The following is a 19,774-nucleotide window of genomic DNA, read 5'->3' on the forward strand; positions in this document are numbered from 1 at the left end:
AACTGTGTAAGGATCGGGAAAGGCGCATGCCGACCATCAACCAGCTCATTGCCAAGGGGCGCAAGCCTGCGGTCAAGCGCAACAAGGTGCCCGCGCTGCAAGGATGCCCCCAAAAGCGCGGTGTTTGCACCCGCGTTTATACCACGACGCCGAAAAAGCCGAACTCCGCACTGCGTAAAGTCGCTAAGGTGCGTCTGACGAACGGCTATGAGGTGGTCAGCTATATTCCAGGTGAAGGTCATAACCTTCAGGAACATAGTGTTGTGCTGATCCGCGGCGGTCGTGTGAAGGATTTGCCGGGTGTGCGCTATCACATCCTTCGTGGTGTTCTGGATACGCAGGGTATTGCCAAGCGGCGTCAGCGTCGTTCGCTGTATGGCGCCAAGCGTCCGAAATAAGAGGAAGAACAGGTATGAGTCGCCGTCATCGCGCAGTAAAGCGCGAGATCCTTCCCGATCCGAAATTCGGAGATATCGTTGTCACGCGCTTCATGAATGCGCTGATGTACGATGGTAAGAAGTCTGCTGCAGAAAGAATCGTATACGGTGCTCTTGATGCCATGGTGCGTCGTAGCGGTAACGGTGCTGATGCAGTGGTGCTGTTCCACAGTGCGCTGGATAACGTAAAGCCGGCTGTTGAGGTGCGTTCTCGCCGTGTTGGTGGGGCAACCTACCAGGTGCCGGTTGAAGTTCGCGCAGACCGCCGTCAGGCGTTGGCGATCCGTTGGGTGATTGATGCAGCGCGCAAGCGTGGCGAAAACACCATGCAGGATCGGCTTTCCAATGAGCTTCTGGATGCTGTCAACAACCGTGGCGCAGCCGTGAAGAAGCGGGAAGATACCCATCGTATGGCGGAAGCTAACAAAGCATTCAGCCACTATCGCTGGTAATGAAAGAAGCTGCTGCATTTCCTCTTGCAGTGAGTTTGCAGGGCTTATAACAACTGCATCCCGAATGGTTTTTGGGGCATGGAGTAAAAAATGGCTAAGGCTAAATTTGAGCGGAATAAACCGCACTGCAACATCGGCACCATTGGTCACGTTGACCATGGTAAGACCTCTCTGACGGCTGCGATCACCAAGACGCTTGCTAAGAAGGGTGGCGCTGAATTTAAGGCGTATGACCAGATCGACGCAGCTCCGGAAGAACGCGCTCGCGGCATCACCATTTCCACAGCTCACGTGGAATATGAAACCGACAAGCGTCACTACGCGCACGTTGACTGCCCCGGACATGCTGACTACGTGAAGAACATGATCACGGGTGCAGCGCAGATGGACGGCGCAATCCTGGTTGTGTCCGCTGCTGACGGCCCGATGCCGCAGACCCGTGAACACATCCTGCTTGCTCGTCAGGTTGGTGTGCCGGCTCTGGTTGTCTTCCTGAACAAGGTTGACCAGGTTGACGATCCGGAACTGCTGGAACTGGTTGAAATGGAAGTTCGTGAACTTCTGTCTTCCTATCAGTTCCCTGGCGACGATGTGCCGATCATCAAGGGTTCCGCTCTGGTAACTCTGGAAGATGGTGATCCGGAAATCGGTGAAAACCGCGTTCGCGATCTGATGGACGCAGTTGACTCCTACATCCCGCAGCCGGAACGTCCGGTTGACCGTCCGTTCCTGATGCCAATCGAAGATGTGTTCTCCATCTCTGGTCGTGGCACCGTGGTGACGGGTCGTGTGGAACGCGGCGTAATCAATGTTGGTGACGAAATTGAAATCGTTGGTCTGAAGCCGACCACGAAGACAACCGTAACCGGCGTTGAAATGTTCCGTAAGCTGCTTGATCGCGGTGAAGCTGGTGACAACATCGGCGCTCTGCTGCGTGGCACGAAGCGTGAAGATGTGGAACGTGGTCAGGTTCTGGCAAAGCCAGGCTCCATCACGCCGCATAAGAAGTTCAAGGCAGAAGCTTACATCCTGACGAAGGAAGAAGGTGGCCGTCATACGCCATTCTTCACCAACTATCGTCCGCAGTTCTACTTCCGTACGACTGACGTGACGGGTGTTGTGCATCTGCCAGAAGGCACCGAAATGGTGATGCCGGGCGACAACTGCGCCATGGAAGTTGAGCTGATTGCTCCGATCGCCATGGACGAAGGTCTGCGTTTCGCTATTCGTGAAGGTGGCCGCACGGTTGGTGCTGGCGTTGTTTCCTCCATTATCGAGTAATCGATAGAGGATATTGAGCCTAAGTGGCCCCGACCGATTCATTTTGGTCGGGGTCTTACTTGGCGGCCGGGATTCCCCGGATAGGTAAAGTGTTGGACTAAAAAACAAATGGACAACCAGAACATCCGCATTCGCCTGAAAGCGTACGATCATCGGGTGCTGGATAACAGCACGAAAGAGATCGTAAATACGGCGAAGCGTACGGGTGCGCGGGTTCGGGGTCCTATCCCGCTGCCTACGCATATCGAACGGTTTACGGTTAACCGTTCTCCTCACGTTGATAAAAAGAGCCGCGAGCAGTTCGAAATTCGAACTCATCGCCGTCTGCTCGACATTGTTGAGCCCACTCCGCAGACCGTGGACGCTCTCATGAAGCTCGACCTCGCCGCTGGCGTTGATGTCGAGATCAAACTCTAAGGTCCAGACGATGCGCACCGGATTGATCGCAAAGAAGTTGGGCATGTCCCGACTGTTCAAGGAAGATGGCACGCATGTGCCTGTTACCGTCCTGCATGTTGATGATGTGCAGGTGGTTGATGTCCGTAACCAGGAACGGGATGGCTACGTAGCTGTTCAGCTGGGTATGGGTAAAGCCAAGGTGAAAAACGTAACCAAGCCGAATCGTGGGCATTTTGCTCGCACGAAGGTGGAGCCCAAGCAGGCGCTTCGCGAATTTCGTGTAGCTGATGATGCCGCTCTTGAGGTTGGTGCTACCCTTTCAGCTTCGCACTTTGTTGTTGGCCAAAAGGTTGACGTTACGGGTGTAAGCAAAGGTAAGGGATTTGCTGGCGCAATGAAGCGCTGGAATTTTGCTGGTCTTGAAGCCACGCATGGTGTGTCTATTTCGCACCGTTCGCATGGTTCGACCGGTAATCGCCAGGATCCCGGCAAGACCTTTAAGAATAAGAAGATGGCTGGTCATCTCGGTGATGAACGCGTGACCACCTTGAATCTGGAAATCGCAGCGGTCGATCCGGAAAAGAATCTGATCATGGTTCGTGGCTCCGTGCCAGGAGCGAAGAACGGTGTTGTTCTGATCCGTGACGCCATTAAAAAAGCCCGCCATGGTGACGCGCCTTATCCGGCCGGCCTCGTGAAGGCGGAGGGCTGAGGTCATGGAAATCGAAATCAAGACGCTAGACAACAGCAGCGCTGGTTCTGCAACGCTTCCGGACGAAATTTTCGCCGTAGCACCGCGTGCAGATGTCATGGCTCGTGTTGTGCACTGGCAGCTGGCAAAGCGCCGCGCTGGCACACACAAGGTGAAGGGCATGGGCGAAGTGTCCGGCACCACCAAAAAGCCATATCGCCAGAAAGGCACAGGCAGCGCCCGTCAGGGTTCATTGCGTGCGCCGCAGTATCGTACCGGTGGGGCAGTGCATGGCCCGGTTGTGCGTGACCACGGTTACGATCTGCCGAAAAAAGTGCGTCGCCTTGGTCTGATCTCTGCGCTTTCTCAGAAGGCAAAAGACGGCAAGTTGATTGTGCTGCAGTCTGCTTCTGGCGTTGATAAAACCAGCGAACTGGCAAAGAAGCTGAAGTCTCTGGGTTGGACATCTGCACTGATCGTAGATGCAGCCGTGGATGAGAACTTCGGTCGTGCCGCCCGTAACCTGCCCAAGATCGACATTCTGCCGACCATTGGTGCGAATGTTTACGACATTCTGAACCACGAGGTGCTTGCTATTACGCAGGCCGGCCTTGAAGGACTGAAGGAGCGCCTGGCATGACGAATATTCTTGCCATTCGCAAGAAAGCCGAGCGTCTTTCCCGTGAAGCGATGTACGACATTGTGCGTACACCTGTGATCACGGAAAAAGCTACGGCGCTTTCTGAAAAGAACCAGGTTGTTTTCAAAGTGGCAATGTCCGCTACGAAGCCTGAAATCAAGGTTGCGGTGGAAACGCTGTTCGGGGTCAAGGTTGTTGGTGTCAACACCTTGGTTCAGAAGGGGAAAACCAAGCGCTTTAAAGGGCGTGTTGGGCAGCGTTCTGACGTGAAGAAGGCGTTCGTTCAGCTTGCGGAAGGTCAGTCCATTGATCTTACCGCCAAGCTGGCGTGACCGAAGGTAGAAATTCATGGCTCTGAAGCACTTTAATCCTGTCACGCCAAGCTTGCGTGGTACGGTGCTAGTTGATCGTGCTGACCTTTGGAAAGGTAAGCCGGTCAAACAGTTGACCGAAGGTAAAAACAAGACAGGCGGCCGTAATAATAACGGTCGTATCACTTCCCGTTTCCGTGGGGGTGGTCATAAGCAGTCTTACCGTTATGTAGACTTCAAACGTCGTAAGTTTGATGTTCTGGGTACGGTTGAGCGTCTGGAATATGATCCGAACCGCACCGCGTTTATTGCGCTTGTGAAGTACGAAGATGGTGAGCTTGCATATATCCTGGCCCCGCAGCGTCTGAAGGTTGGTGACAATGTCATCGCTGGTGCACGCGTGGATATTAAGCCTGGTAATGCTATGCCGCTGGCTTCCATCCCGGTGGGAACGATTATCCATAACATCGAGCTGAAGCAGGGTGCAGGCGGTAAGCTGGCACGTTCTGCTGGCACATACGCCCAGCTCGTTGGTAAGGATTCCGGCTACGCCCAGATTAAGCTGCAGTCTGGTGAGCTGCGCGTTGTTCGTGGTGAGTGCATGGCTACCGTTGGTGCTGTGTCCAACCCGGATAATATGAACCAGCATATGGGCAAGGCAGGGCGTTCCCGTTGGTTGGGTCGTCGTCCTCACAACCGTGGTGTGGTGATGAACCCCGTTGATCACCCACATGGTGGTGGTGAAGGTCGTACCTCTGGTGGCCGTCATCCGGTTACACCGTGGGGTAAGCCAACCAAAGGGTACAAAACTCGGGTCAACAAGCGGACGGACAGTCTGATTATCCGTCGTCGAAAGACCGGCAAGTAAGGGGCAATAGAAGATGGCACGTTCCGTCTGGAAAGGCCCGTTCGTCGACGGGTATCTGCTGAATAAAGCTGAGGTATCCCGCGCGTCGGGTCGTAACGAAGTGATCAAGATCTGGTCTCGTCGTTCTACAATTCTTCCGCAGTTCGTCGGTTTGACGTTCGGTGTTTATAACGGTCAGAAGTTTCTGCCCGTACAGGTTACGGAAAACATGGTCGGACATAAGTTCGGCGAATTTTCCCCGACCCGTACATTCCACGGGCATGGCGCTGACAAGAAGTCTAAGCGGGGCTAAGCAGAGATGAGCAAGCCGAAGCATCCGCGCACACTCGCGGAAACAGAAGCGCAGGCAGTTACGCGCAACATCCGGGTTAGCCCCCGCAAGCTGAACCTTGTGGCTGGCCTGATCCGCAACAAGCCTGCTTCCCAGGCTGTTGCAACGTTGACGTTCTCTAAGCGCCGTATCGCTCAGGAAGTGAAAAAGACGCTGGAAAGCGCAATCGCTAACGCTGAAAACAATCACCAGCTGGACGTTGACCAGCTGGTGGTGAAGACAGCTGAAGTTGGAAAATCCATTGTCATGCGGCGTTTCCACGCCCGTGGCCGTGGGCGTTCTGCTCGCGTTGAAAAGTTTTTCAGTCACCTGAAGATTGTTGTAGCTGAACGGGCTGCTGAGCCTGAAGCAGCTTCTTCCGAACAGAAGGCGGCCTGAGGTATGGGACATAAAGTCAATCCAATCGGGCTGCGGCTCGGTATCAACCGCACGTGGGATAGCCGGTGGTATGCCGATTCCGACTATTCAAAGCTGCTTCATGAAGATCTGAAGCTGCGTGCATTCCTGCGCCGCAAGCTGGTTGGCGCTGGTGTGTCTCGTGTCGTTATCGAACGTCCGGCTAAAAAGCCCCGCGTTACCATTTACGCTGCTCGTCCGGGTGTCGTGATTGGTAAGAAGGGCCAGGACATCGATGCGCTCCGTAAAGAGCTGACACGTATGGCTGGCACGGAAGTTGCGCTGAACATTGTTGAAATCCGCAAGCCGGAAATCGATGCAACCTTGGTTGCAGAAAACATTGCTCAGCAGCTGGAACGCCGTGTGGCTTTCCGTCGTGCCATGAAGCGTGCCGTGCAGTCTGCAATGCGTCTGGGCGCTCAGGGCATTCGTATTAACTGCTCTGGTCGTCTTGGCGGTGCGGAAATCGCACGTATCGAATGGTATCGTGAAGGTCGTGTGCCTCTGCACACCCTGCGTGCCGATATCGATTATGGCACAGCCACAGCAAAGACCACCTATGGCACTTGCGGTGTAAAAGTCTGGATCTTCAAGGGCGAAATTCTTGCTCATGATCCGATGGCTCAGGATCGCCGGGCGGCCGAACAGGCTCCTCAGCGCTGAGGAGAGGGATAAAACAACATGCTTTCCCCGAAGCGGACAAAATTCCGTAAAGCCCACAAAGGCCGTATCCACGGCCTTGCAAAAAGTGGCACAACGTTGAACTTCGGTACGTTTGGACTGAAGGCTCTTCAGCCGGAACGTATTACGGCACGCCAGATCGAAGCCTCTCGTCGGGCTATCACACGTGCCATGAAACGTGCAGGTCGCGTCTGGATTCGTATTTTTCCTGACCTTCCGGTCTCGACAAAACCTGCAGAAGTGCGTATGGGCTCCGGTAAGGGTTCCCCCGAATACTGGGTGGCCCGTGTGAAGCCAGGTCGCATTCTGTTCGAGATCGAAGGTGTGCCCCCTGAACTGGCGCGTGAAGCGCTGGCTCTGGGTGCAGCAAAACTGCCGATCAAGACAAAGTTTGTGACCCGAATTGGAGATGCGTGAGATGGTAAAGGCAACTAAGCCAGCCGATTTGCGCGCCAAGACTCCAGACGAGCTTGAAGCTCGTCTGGTTGAATTGAAGCGTGAGCAGCTTAATCTGCGTTTCCAGCAGGCCACGGGTCAGACTGAAGCGCAGAGCCGTATGCGTGCGGTGCGTCGTGAGATTGCACGGATCAAGACGATTGCGGTGCAAAATGCAAAGACTGCAGCAGGTGCAAAAACATCTGCTGCCAATGCCTGAGGAGAGTTAGCCGATGCCAAGGCGCGTCCTGACCGGGCGTGTGACCAGCGATAAGATGGACAAGACCGTTACGGTTCTTGTCGATCGTCGCGTCATGCATCCGCTCTATAAGAAGTTCATTCGTCGCTCTAAAAAATATGCGGCGCATGATGAAGAAAATATCTGCAAGGTTGGTGACTCCGTGCGGATTGTTGAATGTCCGCCTATTTCACGCCGCAAGACGTGGACTGTGATTTCCCGCAACGGCGAAGTCGTTGGTGCGGAAGCCGGTGCATCGGCTTAACGTAAGGATATTTAGGTTATGATCCATCCCGAGACCAACCTTGACGTAGCCGATAATTCCGGTGCGCGTCAGGTGCAGTGCATCAAGGTGCTGGGCGGCTCCAAGCGGAAGTCCGCCTCGGTCGGCGACGTGATCGTCGTTTCCGTTAAAGAAGCTATCCCCCGCGGGAAAGTGAAGAAGGGCGACGTTCACCAGGCTGTTATTGTGCGGACTTCCTATCCAGTCCGTCGGCCTGATGGTAGCGCTATCCGTTTCGATAAAAACGCAGCCGTGCTGATTAACAAACAGCAGGAACCGATTGGTACGCGTATTTTTGGACCGGTTGTGCGTGAATTGCGTGCGAAGAAGTTCATGAAGATCATCTCTCTCGCGCCGGAGGTGTTGTAATGGCTGCCCGTATTAAAAAAGGCGATACGGTTGTCGTCATCAGCGGTTCCTCCAAGGGGACGCAGGGGGAAGTTCTGGAGGTTCGTCCTTCCGAAAACCGTGCAGTTGTGCGTGGTGTGGCGCTGATCAAGCGTCATCAACGTGCGCGTCGTATGGGTGAAGAAAGCGGGATTATCACCCGTGAAGCACCTATTCACCTTTCTAACCTGAAGCTGATTGACCCGGTCTCTAAAAAACCAACACGCGTTGGTTTCCGAGTGCTGGAAAACGGCAAAAAAGTTCGCATCGCTAAGGCGACCGGCGAAGCTATTGAAGGTTGAGGGGCTACGAATGAGTGCGAAACAGGAAGGTCGTTCCCTGCCGCGCCTTCAGCAGCGGTATGAAAGCGAACTGCGTGCCAACCTGCGTAAGCAGTTTGGTTACAAAAACGAAATGCAGGTGCCTCACCTTGAAAAAATCGTCCTGAACATGGGCGTGGGTGAAGCTGCTGGCGATCAGAAGAAGCTGGATGCTGCTGTTGCAGAAATGGCTCTTATTGCTGGTCAGAAGCCTGTTAAAACTGTAGCGAAAAAAGCTATTGCGGGCTTCAAGATCCGTGAAGGTCTGCCGATTGGCTGTAAGGTCACTCTGCGCCGTGCACGGATGTATGAATTCCTTGATCGTCTGGTAACCATTGCTATGCCACGCATCCGCGATTTCCGCGGTCTGCCAGCAACCAAAGGTTTTGACGGTCGTGGTAACTTTGCTCTGGGTTTGAAAGAACAGATCATCTTTCCTGAAATCGAATACGATAAGGTAGATGAAATCCGCGGCATGGACGTGGTGTTCGTAACCAGCGCAAAAACAGATGCAGAAGCCAAGGCCCTGCTTAAGGCGTTTGATCTTCCCTTCCTGGGATGATACAGACCCTTCTGGGTGTTTTAATGTGTGATCTTGGAAAACCGTCGAAGGTTTTCGAAGGGTTCCGGAGGTAATGTTGTATGGCTAAGACTTCTGCCATTCTGCGTAACGCAAAGCGCGCGCGCATGGCGGCACGGGATAAAGAGAAGCGGGTAGCTCTCAAAAATATCGTTATGGATCGTTCTCTTCCCGTGGAGGATCGGTTTGATGCGTCTTTGAAGCTGGCTGAACTGCCGCGCAATGGTTCGCGCGTGCGGGTTCGTCTGCGTTGCAAACTGACAGGTCGTTCTCGCGGTAACTACCGCAAGTTTGAACTGTGCCGTATTGCTTTCCGTGATCTGGCATCTGAAGGCCAGATTCCGGGCGTGGTTAAAGCAAGCTGGTAAGGGCGCGAGATGTCACTTTCTGATCCTTTGGGTGATATGCTCACCCGTATTCGTAATGCTCAGCGTGCGCGTCACAATGCTTGTGTTGCTCCGGCTTCTAAGCTGCGCGTGAGTGTTCTGGAAGCTCTGCAGCGTGAAGGCTACATTCGTGGCTATAAGCGTGAAGACGTCCGTAAGGGTATTGCTCAGCTTCATATTGAACTGAAATACACTGACGGTGAGCCGGTTATTCGCGAAATTCAGCGCGTTTCACGCCCTGGTCGTCGCGTATATTCCAAAATTAAAGAACTTCCTCGTGTTTGTGCAGGTCTGGGTGTTTCCATCCTTTCCACGCCGCGCGGTGTTCTTTCCGATGTTGAGGCTCGTGCTGCCAATGTTGGCGGTGAAGTCCTCTGCCGTGTTTTCTAAGGAGGGGTAAATGTCACGCGTAGGCAAGTATCCTGTTGAAGTGCCGGCAGGGGTAACCATTGCTATTGCAGATGGTGTTCTGAAGGCCAAAGGGAAGTTGGGGGAGTTGGCTCTGCCACTTTCTTCACACGTTTCCGTTGATGTGCAGGATGGTAAGGTTGTTGTGCAGCCAGTGGGCACCGCTGCTCAGGCTCGCATGATGTGGGGTACAACACGTGCCCTGATCGCAACGGCTGTTAAAGGGGTTTCGGAAGGTTTTTCCAAGGCTCTGGAAATTAACGGCACAGGTTACCGTGCAGCTGTGCAGGGTTCCAATCTGGTGATGAACCTTGGGTTCTCCCATGATGTTGTGTATCCGATTCCTGCGGGCATCAAGATTTCTACGCCGCGTCCGACGGCTATTGTGGTGGAAGGGATCGATAAGCAGCGGGTTGGGCAGGTTGCCCTTGATATCCGCAGCTTCCGTAAGCCTGAACCTTACAAGGGCAAAGGTGTTCGGTACGAAACGGAAACCATTCGTCGTAAGGAAGGCAAGAAGAAATAATGAGCACTCAGCAGGAATTGCGGAACCGCCGTCGGGCGCGTCTCCGTTTTCAGCTGCGCCGCAAGGCAGGTGGGCGCCCGCGTCTGTCTGTTTTCCGGTCTGGCAAGAACATTTATGCTCAGGTGATCGACGATGCGCAGGGCCGTACTCTGGCCTCAGCGTCCTCCTTGGATAAGGAGCTGCGGACGGATCTGAAAAAAGGTTCCACGCAGGAAAGCGCTGGCGCTGTCGGTAAGCTGGTTGCACAGCGCGCCGTTGCTGCAGGTGTATCTCAGGTCGTGTTCGACAGGGGGTCTTATCTTTATCACGGGCGCGTCAAGGCCCTGGCAGAGGCGGCCCGTGAGGGCGGTCTCTCCTTCTGAGGAAAGGATCACGGAATGGCTCGTGAACCAAGAGAAGGCGGTCGAGGCGGCCGTGAGCGTGAGCGCGAAGGGGATGAACTGGTTGACAAGCTGGTAACCATCAATCGCGTTGCGAAAGTGGTTAAGGGTGGTCGTCGGTTTGCTTTCGCTGCTCTGGTTGTCGTTGGTGACCAGAAGGGGCGTGTTGGCTACGGTGCAGGTAAGGCCCGCGAAGTTCCTGAAGCAATTCGTAAGGCTACGGAACGTGCCAAGCGCGGCATGATTCGTGTCCCTATGAAGGAAGGCCGTACGCTGCATCATGATGTTGCTGGTCACTTCGGTGCTGGTAAAGTTGTGCTGCGGTCAGCTGAAGCCGGGACAGGGATCATCGCTGGTGGTCCGATGCGTGCCGTGTTCGAAAGCCTTGGCATTAACGATGTTGTTGCGAAGTCTCTGGGCACCCGGAATCCGCACAACATGGTTAAGGCAACTTTCGATGCGCTGGCACGTTGTGCAAGCCCACGTTCTGTAGCTAGCCGTCGCGGTAAGAAGGTTGCTGAAATCTTCGGTAAGCGTGAACAGGCTGTTGCTGCGGAGGCCGCTGATGTCTGATAAAAAAACCTTTAAGGTTGTGCAGATTGCGTCCGGTAACGGACGTAAGCCTGGGCAGCAGGCAACTTTGATCGGTCTGGGTCTGAATAAGATTGGCCGTGAACGCGTTCTGGAAGATACTCCGTCTGTTCGGGGTATGGTACGCAAAGTGGCCCACCTGGTGAAGGTGGAGGATTGAAATGAAGCTGAACGAACTTCGTGATAACGAAGGTTCCCGTTACCGGAAAAAGCGTCTTGGGCGCGGTATTGGTTCCGGTAAGGGTAAGACGTCTGGTAGGGGTGTAAAAGGCCAGAAGGCTCGTGAAGGGGTTTCTCTGAACGGGTTTGAAGGTGGTCAGCTTCCTATCTATCGTCGTCTGCCGAAGCGTGGTTTCAAAAACATCTTCCGTAAGGTTTACGCTCCCGTAAATCTTGGCGCGGTGGAAAAAGCCTTGGCTGACGGCAAACTGGCAGCAGGCGCAGCTGTTACTGAAGAAGCTTTGAAAAAAGCTGGTCTGGTTGGCACTGGCAAATATGCTGGCGTGCGCATTCTGGCCGAAGGTGAGCTGACAAAAGCTGTTACGTTTGAAGTCTCTGGTGCATCAGCTTCTGCTGTTGCGGCAGTAGAAAAAGCCGGAGGTAGTGTTAAGCTGCTGCAGCCAAAAGCTGCTGAAGCCAGCGCTTCCTGATGTTGCAAAAAGGAGAGCAGTGTTTGCACTGTTCTCCTTTCTTGTTCCTTCTCAGAATGTTGTCTGAATTTTTCAGGCGATTGTGCCAGCGTCTCCACAGCCGTGGTGGCGCTGTTTGTATGAAAGGACGGATGCATGGCTTCCGCGGCCGAACAACTGGCTGCCAACTTTAATGTAGGCTCTTTTGCCAAAGCGACTGAACTTAAAAAGCGAATTTGGTTTACACTGGGTGCGCTGATTGTTTACCGCTTGGGCACATACATCCCGGTTCCGGGGGTAGATGCCACAGTTATGGGGCAGCTTCTGGCGCAGCATCAGGGTGGCATTCTGGGCATGTTCAACATGTTCACGGGGGGTGCGCTTGGGCGTATGACCGTGTTCGCACTGAACATTATGCCATATATCTCTGCGTCTATTATTGTGCAGCTTATGTCTACTGCTGTGCCTTCTCTTGAGGCTCTCAAGAAAGAAGGTGAACAGGGGCGTAAAAAGCTTAATCAGTACACACGTTACCTCACTGTTCTTATCGCGCTGTTTCAGGCGTATGGGATAGCTGTGGGGCTGGAGAACGTGCACAGCGCTGCTGGCGCTGCTGTTGTTCATCCAGGCATGTTCTTTTTGCTTTCATGCGTTACCACGCTTGTTGGCGGAACCATGTTTCTGATGTGGCTGGGTGAGCAGATTACCGCGCGCGGCGTGGGGAATGGCATTTCGCTCATTATCTTTGCTGGTATTGTGGCCAACCTGCCGCATGCACTGGCAAGCCTCTTTCAGCTTGGTTACACGGGCGCACTTTCACCGTTTTTTGTGCTGCTTTTCTTGGTTCTTGCAGCGCTTACCATCATGTTCATTGTGTTCATGGAACAGGCACAGCGTCGGGTTGTTATCCAGTATCCAAAGCGCCAGATGGGGCAGCGGATGTTTGGGGGTGACACAACCCATATGCCACTGAAAGTGAATACGGCGGGTGTTATCCCACCGATTTTTGCCTCTTCAGTGTTGCTGATTCCGGTTACGATTGCTGGCTTTATGAACGGCAAATCACTGCCGGGCTGGCTTTCATTTCTGGGGCAGGAACTTGGGCAAGGGCAGCCGTTGTATATGCTGTTCTATGCTGCCATGATCGTGTTTTTCTCATATTTCTATGCGGCCGTTACCTTCAATCCGACGGAAACAGCCGATAATCTGAGAAAGCAGGGTGGGTTTATTCCTGGTGTGCGCCCTGGTGCGTCTACGGCGTCGTACTTTGATAAAATTCTCACCCGCCTGACCACGATTGGTGCGGCGTATATGGTGGCAGTCTGTCTGTTGCCTCAGATCCTGATCAGCCATTACAACGTACCGTTCTATTTTGGCGGAACGAGTCTGATTATTATTGTGTCTGTAACCATTGATACGGTCACACAAATTCAGTCTCATCTGGTGGCGCACCAGTATCAGGGGCTTATGCGTAAATCACGCGGCGGCAGGAAGCAGAGGATCATCAGACGATGAATATTATTTTTCTGGGCCCTCCCGGCGCGGGAAAAGGTACGCAGTCCAAACTTCTTGAAGAGCGGTATGGGCTGATTCAGATTTCTACGGGCGATATGCTGCGCGCAGAAGTGGCCAAGGGATCTGAAACAGGGAAGCAGGCAAAAGCTTTGATGGATGCCGGGAAACTGGTGCCGGATGAGCTGATTATTGCAATGCTGAAAAGCCGGATTGCGCAGGCAGACTGCCAGAATGGTTTTATTCTGGATGGTTTCCCGCGTACCTTGGCGCAGGCTGAAGAGCTGGACAGCATGCTATCTTCTGATGGGAAGAAGATCGATATCGTTCTTTTCCTGGATGTGGATGAAGAAATTCTGGCAGATCGGATTTCCGGTCGCTTTACTTGTGGTAACTGCGGCAAGACGTACAACGAGGTCTCTAACCCACCGAAGGTGGAAGGGGTCTGTGATTCTTGCGGCAGCCATGAGTTCAAGCGCCGGGCGGACGATAAGCGGGAAACCGTTGTTGAACGGCTGAAAGAGTACCGGAAACTCACGGCTCCGATTCTGCCGTTTTATGAAAAAACCGGACGGCTGCACAAAATTAACGGCATGCTGTCGGCCTCTGAAGTGACAGGCGAAATCGAAGATGCGCTTGCCAGCGAGGGGCTGATCACGAAAAAGTGATCCGTTTTCGTTGACTTGTGGCGGTGGCCGGTATATTTCGCGGCCACCAAGTGAAATCTGCCCCAAGGGCTATGAGCGTTCGTGGTTAAGGCGGGCGAACAGGAGTATAAGGCGTGGCACGTATTGCCGGCGTGAATGTCCCGACCAACAAACGGGTTGTTATCGGGCTTCAGTATATTTACGGGATTGGCGCAACTAAGGCTGCTGAAATCTGCAAGGCTCTGGAAATTCCGGAAGCAAAGCGGGTTAACGAGCTGAGCGATGACGAAATCCTGAAGGTGCGTGAACTGATCGACAGCAAGTATCGCGTTGAAGGCGATCTGCGTCGTGAAATCGCAATGAACATCAAGCGTCTGATGGATCTGGGCTGCTACCGCGGTCTGCGTCATCGTCGCGGTCTGCCTGTGCACGGTCAGCGCACACACACCAATGCCCGCACGCGCAAGGGCAAGGCTGTGGCGATTGCAGGCAAGAAAAAAGCAACGCGCTAATCCAACTGGTTAGGATGTCTAACCCTGCTACGGCAGGCTCTGGGCAGGGACTGAGGTAGAAAAGACATGGCGAAAGCCGCAACTCCGCGTATTCGCAAAAAAGAGCGTAAGAACATTATTTCTGGCGTGGCGCATGTGCTCTCCACGTTCAACAACACCATGATCACCATCTCTGATGCACAGGGGAATGCCATTTCCTGGTCTTCCGCTGGCGCACAGGGTTTTAAGGGGTCTCGGAAATCTACGCCTTATGCGGCGCAGGTTGCGGCGGAAGACGCTGGTCGCAAGGCTCGCGAACATGGTATGGAAACTCTGGAAATCGAAGTTTCCGGTCCTGGGTCAGGGCGTGAAAGCGCACTGCGTGCTTTGCAGGCTGTTGGTTTCACCATCACCTCCATCCGCGATATGACGCCGGTTCCGCACAATGGCTGCCGCCCGCGTAAGCGTCGCCGCGTCTAAGTCCTGAGCAGGAAGGCAGCTTATCAATTAGGCTGTCTTCCGGTTGTTGTGTCCACTTCAGAGAAATCGCTGCGATTGCAGTGGTTTTTCGTATTGAAAGGCCGGTACCTTGGTCCTTCAGAAAAACTGGCAATCTCTGATCAAGCCTGAAAAGCTTGAGGTCGAATCCGGTGTGGAGCCAGCACGCATCGCAACCGTGGTTGCAGAACCTCTGGAACGCGGGTTCGGGATGACACTGGGGAATGCGCTGCGGCGTGTTCTGCTGTCCTCGCTTCAGGGTGCGGCTGTTACTGCTGTGCAGATTGACGGCGTGCTGCATGAGTTCTCGTCTGTTGCAGGCGTTCGGGAAGATGTCACGGACATCGTGCTGAACATCAAGCAGCTGGCACTGCGTATGCATGGCGAAGGGCCAAAGCGTATGATGCTGACGGCCACAGGCCCCGGCGAAGTGCGTGCCCGTCAGATCCAGACCGGCCATGATATCGAGATCATGAACCCCGATCTCGTTATCTGCACGCTGGATGATGGCGTTAAGCTGGGCATGGAATTTATTGTTAACATGGGTAAAGGCTATGTGCCTGCCGCGGCTAACCGCCCGGAAGATGCACCAATTGGCCTGATTCCGGTGGATGCAATTTATTCCCCCGTAAAGCGCGTGTCTTATAAAGTTGAGCCTACCCGCGTTGGGCAGGTGACCGACTATGATAAGCTGCTGCTGACGGTTGAAACCAATGGCGCTGTAACGCCTGAAGATGCTGTGGCTCTGGCCGCACGCATTCTGCAGGATCAGCTCCAGCTGTTCATCAACTTTGATGAACCGCGCCCTGTGCAGGCTGAAGAGCCTGAAGATGATCTGCCGTTCAACCGTAATCTGCTGCGTAAGGTGGATGAGCTTGAACTGTCTGTTCGTAGTGCAAACTGCCTGAAGAACGACAACATCATCTACATTGGGGATCTGGTGCAGAAGAGCGAGCAGGAAATGCTCCGTACTCCGAACTTTGGCCGGAAATCCCTGAACGAAATCAAGGAAGTTCTCACCTCTATGGGGCTGTCCTTGGGTATGAATGTGCCGGCTTGGCCGCCGGAAAATATTGAAGAGCTGGCAAAGCGGCTTGATGAGCCGTTTTGATCTGACTTTTCACACAGTACGTAGGAACTAAACTATGCGTCACGGGATTGCCGGCAGAAAGCTCGGCGTTACTTCTTCTCACCGCGCAGCCATGTTTCGCAATATGGCTGTTGCACTGATCAAACACGAACAGATCACCACCACGCTGCCTAAAGCAAAGGAACTGCGTCCGGTTGTTGAAAAGCTGATTACGCTGGGCAAGCGGGGCGACCTGCATGCACGTCGTCAGGCTTTTGCCATGCTGCGTGATGATGTGATCGTGAAAAAGCTGTTTGCTGCTATTGCAGAACGCTACAAGGCTCGTAACGGCGGTTATACGCGCGTTCTGCGTGCTGGCGTGCGTTATGGCGATGCCGCACCCATGGCTGTTATCGAACTGGTTGATCGCGATGTTTCTGCCAAAGGGCAGGACAGCGGCCCGCGTCCGGAAGCAGAAGAAAAGCAGGATCTGGCTGCATAAGCCACCCATCCGGTTTTTAGAAAAAAGGCTGGCCCAGAAATGGGCTGGCCTTTTTTTATGCGTTTATGGCACCGCTAGTGATGCGATTTTATATCGTGGAATTGCTTGGAAAATTTACACCATTTCTACTTGCTATATTGACAATATAGCCGTGTAGCACGTTAGTAATTGCAAAATGAACGGCGCAAACAAACACGGTGGCATTATGAGGCGAGTTTTTCTGCGGATTATGCTGGTGATCAGCCTGCTTTTTGTAGGGCTGACACAGCAGGCACGGGCCGGAACCCCGGTGCGTATTGGGTATATTCCTGTTCTGGGCTCATCCGCCCTGTTTGTTCTGGATGGTGAAGGCTGGGCCAAGCAGGCCGGGTTGGACTTGCAGCTTGTGCGCTTTGGCTCTGGCCCGCAGGCTATTCAGGCTTTGGTATCCGGGCGGATTGATGCCTACGTGGCGGGTGTGCTGCCGTTGTTGCAGGCACGTGCACATGGCGTGGATGTTAAGGTTGTAGCTTCCGGTTCGGTTGAGGAACTGGAGCTGGTGGCGCGTGGTCCATTGGCGCAAATGGTGCCAGAGGGACAGGAAGGCGGTCTGTCTGCTCAGGTCATTAAGGATGGCTTTGCCAAGTTCAAGCAGGAACAGGGCCATCTGCCACGAGTTGCAGCACAGCCAGCTGGTTCTGTGCCGGATATCATGCTGCGTTATTGGCTGCAAAAACGCCTCGATATTGCGCAGCCGGCCTCTGTTATCAACATTGCCGGTGTAGATATTGATGCCGCACAGCAGGCTTTTCTGGCTGGCGCGGTGGATGCCGCTGTATTGCGCGAACCTTCTTTAACCGTTGTTAAAACCCGCATTCCAGATGCACGTATTCTGGCTACTGGGCATGATATGTTGCCAGATCAGCCGGGTTCCGTGCTGGCTATTGTCAAACCAACAGAAGTGCCTTGGGCAAAAACGCTGACAGGCCTGTTTGTTAAAGCCAACACTCTGGTGGCCCAGCACCCGGATGAAGCTGCTCCTTTTGTGCGCACGGCACTGGGTGGCGGTATGCTGAAGGAAGAAGTGTTGCAAAAAGCTCTTGCGCGCTCTGCCCAGCATTTTGTGAGCGATCCTGCGCGTATTGTAGAAGGCGTGCGCCAGTTGCAGGATTTTGAGGTTGAGCAGGGGCTTTTGCGCAAAGCCGAGCCAGTGGATGGCCTGTTTGATCTGGAGATGTGGAAGCAGAGCCAGCAGTGAGGGATAAAGTTTCGTTTTCAACAAAATGGGCGTTAGGTCTTACCGGGCTTATCGTCTTTTTTGGAGGATGGGAGGCAGCAGTCCGCACAGGGTTGCTGCCTTCTGGTATGGTGCCTGCTCCCAGTTCACTTGGGCCAGCCTGGCTGGATGAAGTGCGCGGGGGTTTTTGGCAGCAGGCCATTCTGGATAGTCTGCATCATTATCTGTTGGGCCTGCTTATTGGTTCTGTGCTGGGGGCTGGGTTAGGCATTCTGTGCGGCATGGTGGCCGTTGTAGATGGCTTGCTGGAGGGCATAGTGCGGCTTCTGCGGCCTGTGCCCGGCTTGGCGTGGGTGCCTTTTGCCATTTTGTGGTTTGGTCTGAACACATCTGGCGCCACTTTTGTTATCGCCATTTCAGTTTTCTGGATCAACTTTTACGCAGCGCATAGCGCCGTGCGCGGGGTGGACCCAGAGCTGTATGAACTGGCAGCCGCTTTTGGGCATGGCAGCTTTTTCGGCCGTTTATTCAAAGTGGTGCTGCCTGCGGCTTCTCCCGGCCTAATGTCTGGCTTACGCACAGGCTTGGGGCAGGGCTGGATGTCTGTTGTGGCGGCAGAGCTGTTTGGTGTGCCGGGTATTGGCGCGCGGATGATGCAGGCTTCCAGCTTGCTGGCAACCGATGTTGTGGTTGTTTACATGCTCACCATGGCGCTGCTTTATGCGGTAACTGATTTCCTGTTCGGGTTTGTAAGAAAGCGCGTGCTGAGGTGGCAACCATGAGCGAAAAACATAGTGTTGCCAGTTTGGAGAATGTTGGCCTTTCGCATGATGGTGGGGCCAATTTTGTACTGCGCAATGTGAGCCTGACATTGGAGCAGGGGGAGTTTGTTGCGCTTTTAGGCCCATCTGGCGTGGGCAAATCCACACTGTTGCGCGTGTTTATGGGGCTCATGCAGCCTACAGAAGGCATAGTAGGTGGTTCGGCCTGCACAACGGATGCAGAGGAAACAGGCACCAAGCGGCGCAGGCGTGCCTTGGTGTTTCAGGATGCACGGCTGATGCCGTGGCGCTCTGTGCTGAAAAATGTAGAGTTCGGGCTGGAAGGCTTGGGCCTAACGCGTGAAGAAAAGCGCACACGCGCCATGGATGCTCTCAAGCTGGTGGGGCTGGAAGATGCCGCAGACCGGTGGCCCCGCCGTATGTCTGGCGGCCAGCGCCAGCGTGTGGGGGTTGCACGTGCGTTTACGGTCAACCCTGATCTGCTGTTGATGGATGAGCCCTTTGGCGCGCTGGACCCTATTACACGCAGCAGCTTGCAAGAAGAACTCCAGCGTATCTGGCAGCAAACACATAAAACCGTGCTGTTTGTTACGCATGATATTGAGGAAGCCTTGCGCCTTGCCACACGTGTGGTGGTGTTGGCAGGTGGCCCACCAGCGGGCATTACGGGTGAAATTGCCATTACGATGGATGAACGAAACCCCGAAAGCACGGTTTTTAGAACCTATGCCGCCCGTTTGCGGGCCATGATTGCAGGGGAAAAAGACCCCGGTGGCGCTCCGTACTGGCGTTCTGCTGAAATTTAGTTGAAAAGCATATAAATAAACACAACACGGCATCCTTTACGGGGTGTCGTGCGTTCACATGCAACAAAACGGGGAGACATCGCATGAGCGATGACAACACAAAGGATTACGCGCTGGAAGAAGGTATTGGCCGTGTTCAGGATGGTGCGGAAGGCTTGTTCAGCCAGCTCCCCAGTTATGATGAAATGAACCCGGGCAAGCGTTGCGCTGCAACAGAAGCAGTGAAAGATGTGGTGATTGACCGGCCATTCCTGGTCCTGCCGGTTGTGGGGATTTTCAGCTTTATTGTTGGCGGCCTGCTGCGTCGGCGACGCTGAGGTTTTTTAATAGATGTCTTTCAGTCAGAAAAATTCTGCCTGAGAGTATAAAGGAGATGATTACATGCTGAAGCTGGCACTGTTTTTTCTGGTTATTTCCCTTATTGCAGGGCTGTTCGGTTTTGGCGGCATTTCCACTGCAGCTGCGGGAATGGCAAAAATCCTGTTCTTTATTGCAATTATTCTTTTTGTTGTTTTCCTGGTGGTGGCCTTGCTGGCTGGGCGCGCCATTACAAAATAACCGCTCCTGAATAATCAGAGCATGAAAAAACCCCCGGTCTGGA

At 53.8% G+C, this 19,774-nt stretch carries 35 protein-coding genes; all 35 read left to right on the plus strand.

The window, feature by feature from the left end:
• Positions 1–26: 26 nt before the first annotated feature.
• The gene (rpsL, locus tag EOV40_RS04190; RefSeq protein WP_003622698.1) at positions 27–398 is read left to right on the plus strand and encodes a 30S ribosomal protein S12; all 372 of its coding nucleotides are present in this window, start codon (positions 27–29) and stop codon (positions 396–398) included.
• 14 nt (positions 399–412) lie between these two features.
• Positions 413–889, plus strand: a complete 477-nt coding sequence (gene rpsG, locus EOV40_RS04195; protein ID WP_006116053.1) for a 30S ribosomal protein S7 — start codon at positions 413–415, stop codon at positions 887–889.
• A gap of 90 nt (positions 890–979) precedes the next feature.
• On the plus strand, positions 980–2,170 hold the full coding sequence (tuf, locus tag EOV40_RS04200) for an elongation factor Tu (RefSeq protein ID WP_042786750.1): 1,191 nt from the start codon (positions 980–982) through the stop codon (positions 2,168–2,170).
• A gap of 108 nt (positions 2,171–2,278) precedes the next feature.
• Positions 2,279–2,587, plus strand: coding sequence for a 30S ribosomal protein S10 (rpsJ, locus tag EOV40_RS04205; protein WP_007282720.1), 309 nt, complete (start codon positions 2,279–2,281; stop codon positions 2,585–2,587).
• 10 nt (positions 2,588–2,597) lie between these two features.
• Positions 2,598–3,281 carry a 50S ribosomal protein L3 gene (rplC, locus tag EOV40_RS04210; protein WP_003622704.1) on the plus strand — a complete coding sequence of 228 codons (684 nt, stop codon included), beginning with the start codon at positions 2,598–2,600 and terminating at the stop codon, positions 3,279–3,281.
• Between the two features lie 4 nt (positions 3,282–3,285).
• Complete coding sequence (gene rplD / locus EOV40_RS04215) at positions 3,286–3,900, plus strand: 50S ribosomal protein L4 (RefSeq protein ID WP_128105131.1); 615 nt, start codon at positions 3,286–3,288, stop codon at positions 3,898–3,900.
• On the plus strand, positions 3,897–4,232 hold the full coding sequence (locus EOV40_RS04220; protein ID WP_003622708.1) for a 50S ribosomal protein L23: 336 nt from the start codon (positions 3,897–3,899) through the stop codon (positions 4,230–4,232). The genes rplD and EOV40_RS04220 overlap by 4 nt, the downstream gene beginning before the upstream one ends.
• Positions 4,233–4,248: 16 nt before the next feature.
• Positions 4,249–5,079 carry a 50S ribosomal protein L2 gene (rplB, locus tag EOV40_RS04225; RefSeq protein WP_003628218.1) on the plus strand — a complete coding sequence of 277 codons (831 nt, stop codon included), beginning with the start codon at positions 4,249–4,251 and terminating at the stop codon, positions 5,077–5,079.
• 13 nt (positions 5,080–5,092) lie between these two features.
• Positions 5,093–5,371, plus strand: coding sequence for a 30S ribosomal protein S19 (gene rpsS / locus EOV40_RS04230; protein ID WP_012812769.1), 279 nt, complete (start codon positions 5,093–5,095; stop codon positions 5,369–5,371).
• A 6-nt stretch (positions 5,372–5,377) separates the two neighbouring features.
• Positions 5,378–5,788 carry a 50S ribosomal protein L22 gene (rplV, locus tag EOV40_RS04235; RefSeq protein WP_003622713.1) on the plus strand — a complete coding sequence of 137 codons (411 nt, stop codon included), beginning with the start codon at positions 5,378–5,380 and terminating at the stop codon, positions 5,786–5,788.
• Positions 5,789–5,791: 3 nt separating this feature from the next.
• On the plus strand, positions 5,792–6,469 hold the full coding sequence (gene rpsC, locus EOV40_RS04240; protein WP_003622715.1) for a 30S ribosomal protein S3: 678 nt from the start codon (positions 5,792–5,794) through the stop codon (positions 6,467–6,469).
• 18 nt (positions 6,470–6,487) lie between these two features.
• Entirely contained in the window at positions 6,488–6,904 is a 417-nt protein-coding gene (gene rplP, locus EOV40_RS04245; RefSeq protein WP_035351612.1) for a 50S ribosomal protein L16, read from the plus strand.
• A gap of 1 nt (position 6,905) precedes the next feature.
• Entirely contained in the window at positions 6,906–7,142 is a 237-nt protein-coding gene (gene rpmC, locus EOV40_RS04250; protein WP_003622719.1) for a 50S ribosomal protein L29, read from the plus strand.
• 13 nt (positions 7,143–7,155) lie between these two features.
• Positions 7,156–7,425: a 30S ribosomal protein S17 gene (gene rpsQ / locus EOV40_RS04255; RefSeq protein WP_042786748.1), complete on the plus strand. Its 270-nt coding sequence runs from the start codon at positions 7,156–7,158 to the stop codon at positions 7,423–7,425.
• 18 nt (positions 7,426–7,443) lie between these two features.
• On the plus strand, positions 7,444–7,812 hold the full coding sequence (gene rplN, locus EOV40_RS04260; RefSeq protein WP_012812770.1) for a 50S ribosomal protein L14: 369 nt from the start codon (positions 7,444–7,446) through the stop codon (positions 7,810–7,812).
• A complete protein-coding gene (gene rplX / locus EOV40_RS04265; RefSeq protein ID WP_128105132.1) occupies positions 7,812–8,132 on the plus strand; it encodes a 50S ribosomal protein L24 in 321 nt (106 codons plus the stop codon). Before rplN ends, rplX begins: the two co-directional genes overlap by 1 nt.
• A gap of 10 nt (positions 8,133–8,142) precedes the next feature.
• Complete coding sequence (rplE, locus tag EOV40_RS04270; RefSeq protein ID WP_128105133.1) at positions 8,143–8,712, plus strand: 50S ribosomal protein L5; 570 nt, start codon at positions 8,143–8,145, stop codon at positions 8,710–8,712.
• An 80-nt stretch (positions 8,713–8,792) separates the two neighbouring features.
• Positions 8,793–9,098: a 30S ribosomal protein S14 gene (rpsN, locus tag EOV40_RS04275; protein ID WP_003622728.1), complete on the plus strand. Its 306-nt coding sequence runs from the start codon at positions 8,793–8,795 to the stop codon at positions 9,096–9,098.
• Positions 9,099–9,107: 9 nt separating this feature from the next.
• Positions 9,108–9,506, plus strand: coding sequence for a 30S ribosomal protein S8 (rpsH, locus tag EOV40_RS04280; RefSeq protein ID WP_003622730.1), 399 nt, complete (start codon positions 9,108–9,110; stop codon positions 9,504–9,506).
• Positions 9,507–9,516: 10 nt separating this feature from the next.
• Positions 9,517–10,050: a 50S ribosomal protein L6 gene (rplF, locus tag EOV40_RS04285; RefSeq protein ID WP_003622732.1), complete on the plus strand. Its 534-nt coding sequence runs from the start codon at positions 9,517–9,519 to the stop codon at positions 10,048–10,050.
• Positions 10,050–10,412: a 50S ribosomal protein L18 gene (gene rplR, locus EOV40_RS04290; RefSeq protein WP_042786744.1), complete on the plus strand. Its 363-nt coding sequence runs from the start codon at positions 10,050–10,052 to the stop codon at positions 10,410–10,412. Before rplF ends, rplR begins: the two co-directional genes overlap by 1 nt.
• A gap of 15 nt (positions 10,413–10,427) precedes the next feature.
• Positions 10,428–11,003 carry a 30S ribosomal protein S5 gene (gene rpsE / locus EOV40_RS04295; RefSeq protein ID WP_006116042.1) on the plus strand — a complete coding sequence of 192 codons (576 nt, stop codon included), beginning with the start codon at positions 10,428–10,430 and terminating at the stop codon, positions 11,001–11,003.
• On the plus strand, positions 10,996–11,181 hold the full coding sequence (gene rpmD / locus EOV40_RS04300) for a 50S ribosomal protein L30 (RefSeq protein WP_003622738.1): 186 nt from the start codon (positions 10,996–10,998) through the stop codon (positions 11,179–11,181). Before rpsE ends, rpmD begins: the two co-directional genes overlap by 8 nt.
• Before the next feature lies 1 nt (position 11,182).
• Positions 11,183–11,671, plus strand: coding sequence for a 50S ribosomal protein L15 (gene rplO / locus EOV40_RS04305; protein WP_050819563.1), 489 nt, complete (start codon positions 11,183–11,185; stop codon positions 11,669–11,671).
• Positions 11,672–11,806: 135 nt separating this feature from the next.
• Positions 11,807–13,165: a preprotein translocase subunit SecY gene (gene secY / locus EOV40_RS04310; RefSeq protein WP_003628215.1), complete on the plus strand. Its 1,359-nt coding sequence runs from the start codon at positions 11,807–11,809 to the stop codon at positions 13,163–13,165.
• On the plus strand, positions 13,162–13,830 hold the full coding sequence (locus EOV40_RS04315; RefSeq protein WP_087651398.1) for an adenylate kinase: 669 nt from the start codon (positions 13,162–13,164) through the stop codon (positions 13,828–13,830). The genes secY and EOV40_RS04315 overlap by 4 nt, the downstream gene beginning before the upstream one ends.
• Positions 13,831–13,943: 113 nt before the next feature.
• Positions 13,944–14,321 carry a 30S ribosomal protein S13 gene (gene rpsM, locus EOV40_RS04320; RefSeq protein WP_006116037.1) on the plus strand — a complete coding sequence of 126 codons (378 nt, stop codon included), beginning with the start codon at positions 13,944–13,946 and terminating at the stop codon, positions 14,319–14,321.
• A 66-nt stretch (positions 14,322–14,387) separates the two neighbouring features.
• A complete protein-coding gene (gene rpsK / locus EOV40_RS04325; RefSeq protein ID WP_003622750.1) occupies positions 14,388–14,780 on the plus strand; it encodes a 30S ribosomal protein S11 in 393 nt (130 codons plus the stop codon).
• Between the two features lie 109 nt (positions 14,781–14,889).
• Entirely contained in the window at positions 14,890–15,909 is a 1,020-nt protein-coding gene (locus tag EOV40_RS04330) for a DNA-directed RNA polymerase subunit alpha (RefSeq protein ID WP_003622752.1), read from the plus strand.
• 34 nt (positions 15,910–15,943) lie between these two features.
• Positions 15,944–16,369 carry a 50S ribosomal protein L17 gene (gene rplQ / locus EOV40_RS04335; RefSeq protein WP_006116036.1) on the plus strand — a complete coding sequence of 142 codons (426 nt, stop codon included), beginning with the start codon at positions 15,944–15,946 and terminating at the stop codon, positions 16,367–16,369.
• Between the two features lie 175 nt (positions 16,370–16,544).
• Entirely contained in the window at positions 16,545–17,606 is a 1,062-nt protein-coding gene (locus EOV40_RS04340) for an ABC transporter substrate-binding protein (RefSeq protein ID WP_050819566.1), read from the plus strand.
• The gene (locus EOV40_RS04345; protein WP_050819567.1) at positions 17,603–18,367 is read left to right on the plus strand and encodes an ABC transporter permease; all 765 of its coding nucleotides are present in this window, start codon (positions 17,603–17,605) and stop codon (positions 18,365–18,367) included. Before EOV40_RS04340 ends, EOV40_RS04345 begins: the two co-directional genes overlap by 4 nt.
• Complete coding sequence (locus tag EOV40_RS04350; protein WP_128105134.1) at positions 18,355–19,173, plus strand: ABC transporter ATP-binding protein; 819 nt, start codon at positions 18,355–18,357, stop codon at positions 19,171–19,173. Before EOV40_RS04345 ends, EOV40_RS04350 begins: the two co-directional genes overlap by 13 nt.
• A gap of 83 nt (positions 19,174–19,256) precedes the next feature.
• Complete coding sequence (locus tag EOV40_RS04355; RefSeq protein WP_050819569.1) at positions 19,257–19,490, plus strand: hypothetical protein; 234 nt, start codon at positions 19,257–19,259, stop codon at positions 19,488–19,490.
• A 64-nt stretch (positions 19,491–19,554) separates the two neighbouring features.
• Positions 19,555–19,731 (plus strand): DUF1328 domain-containing protein, encoded by a 177-nt coding sequence (locus tag EOV40_RS04360; protein ID WP_003622765.1) that lies wholly within the window; start codon positions 19,555–19,557, stop codon positions 19,729–19,731.
• Positions 19,732–19,774 lie beyond the last annotated feature (43 nt).

This window comes from Acetobacter oryzoeni (genome assembly GCF_004014775.2).
In the GTDB taxonomy this organism is placed as follows: Bacteria; Pseudomonadota; Alphaproteobacteria; order Acetobacterales; family Acetobacteraceae; genus Acetobacter; species Acetobacter oryzoeni.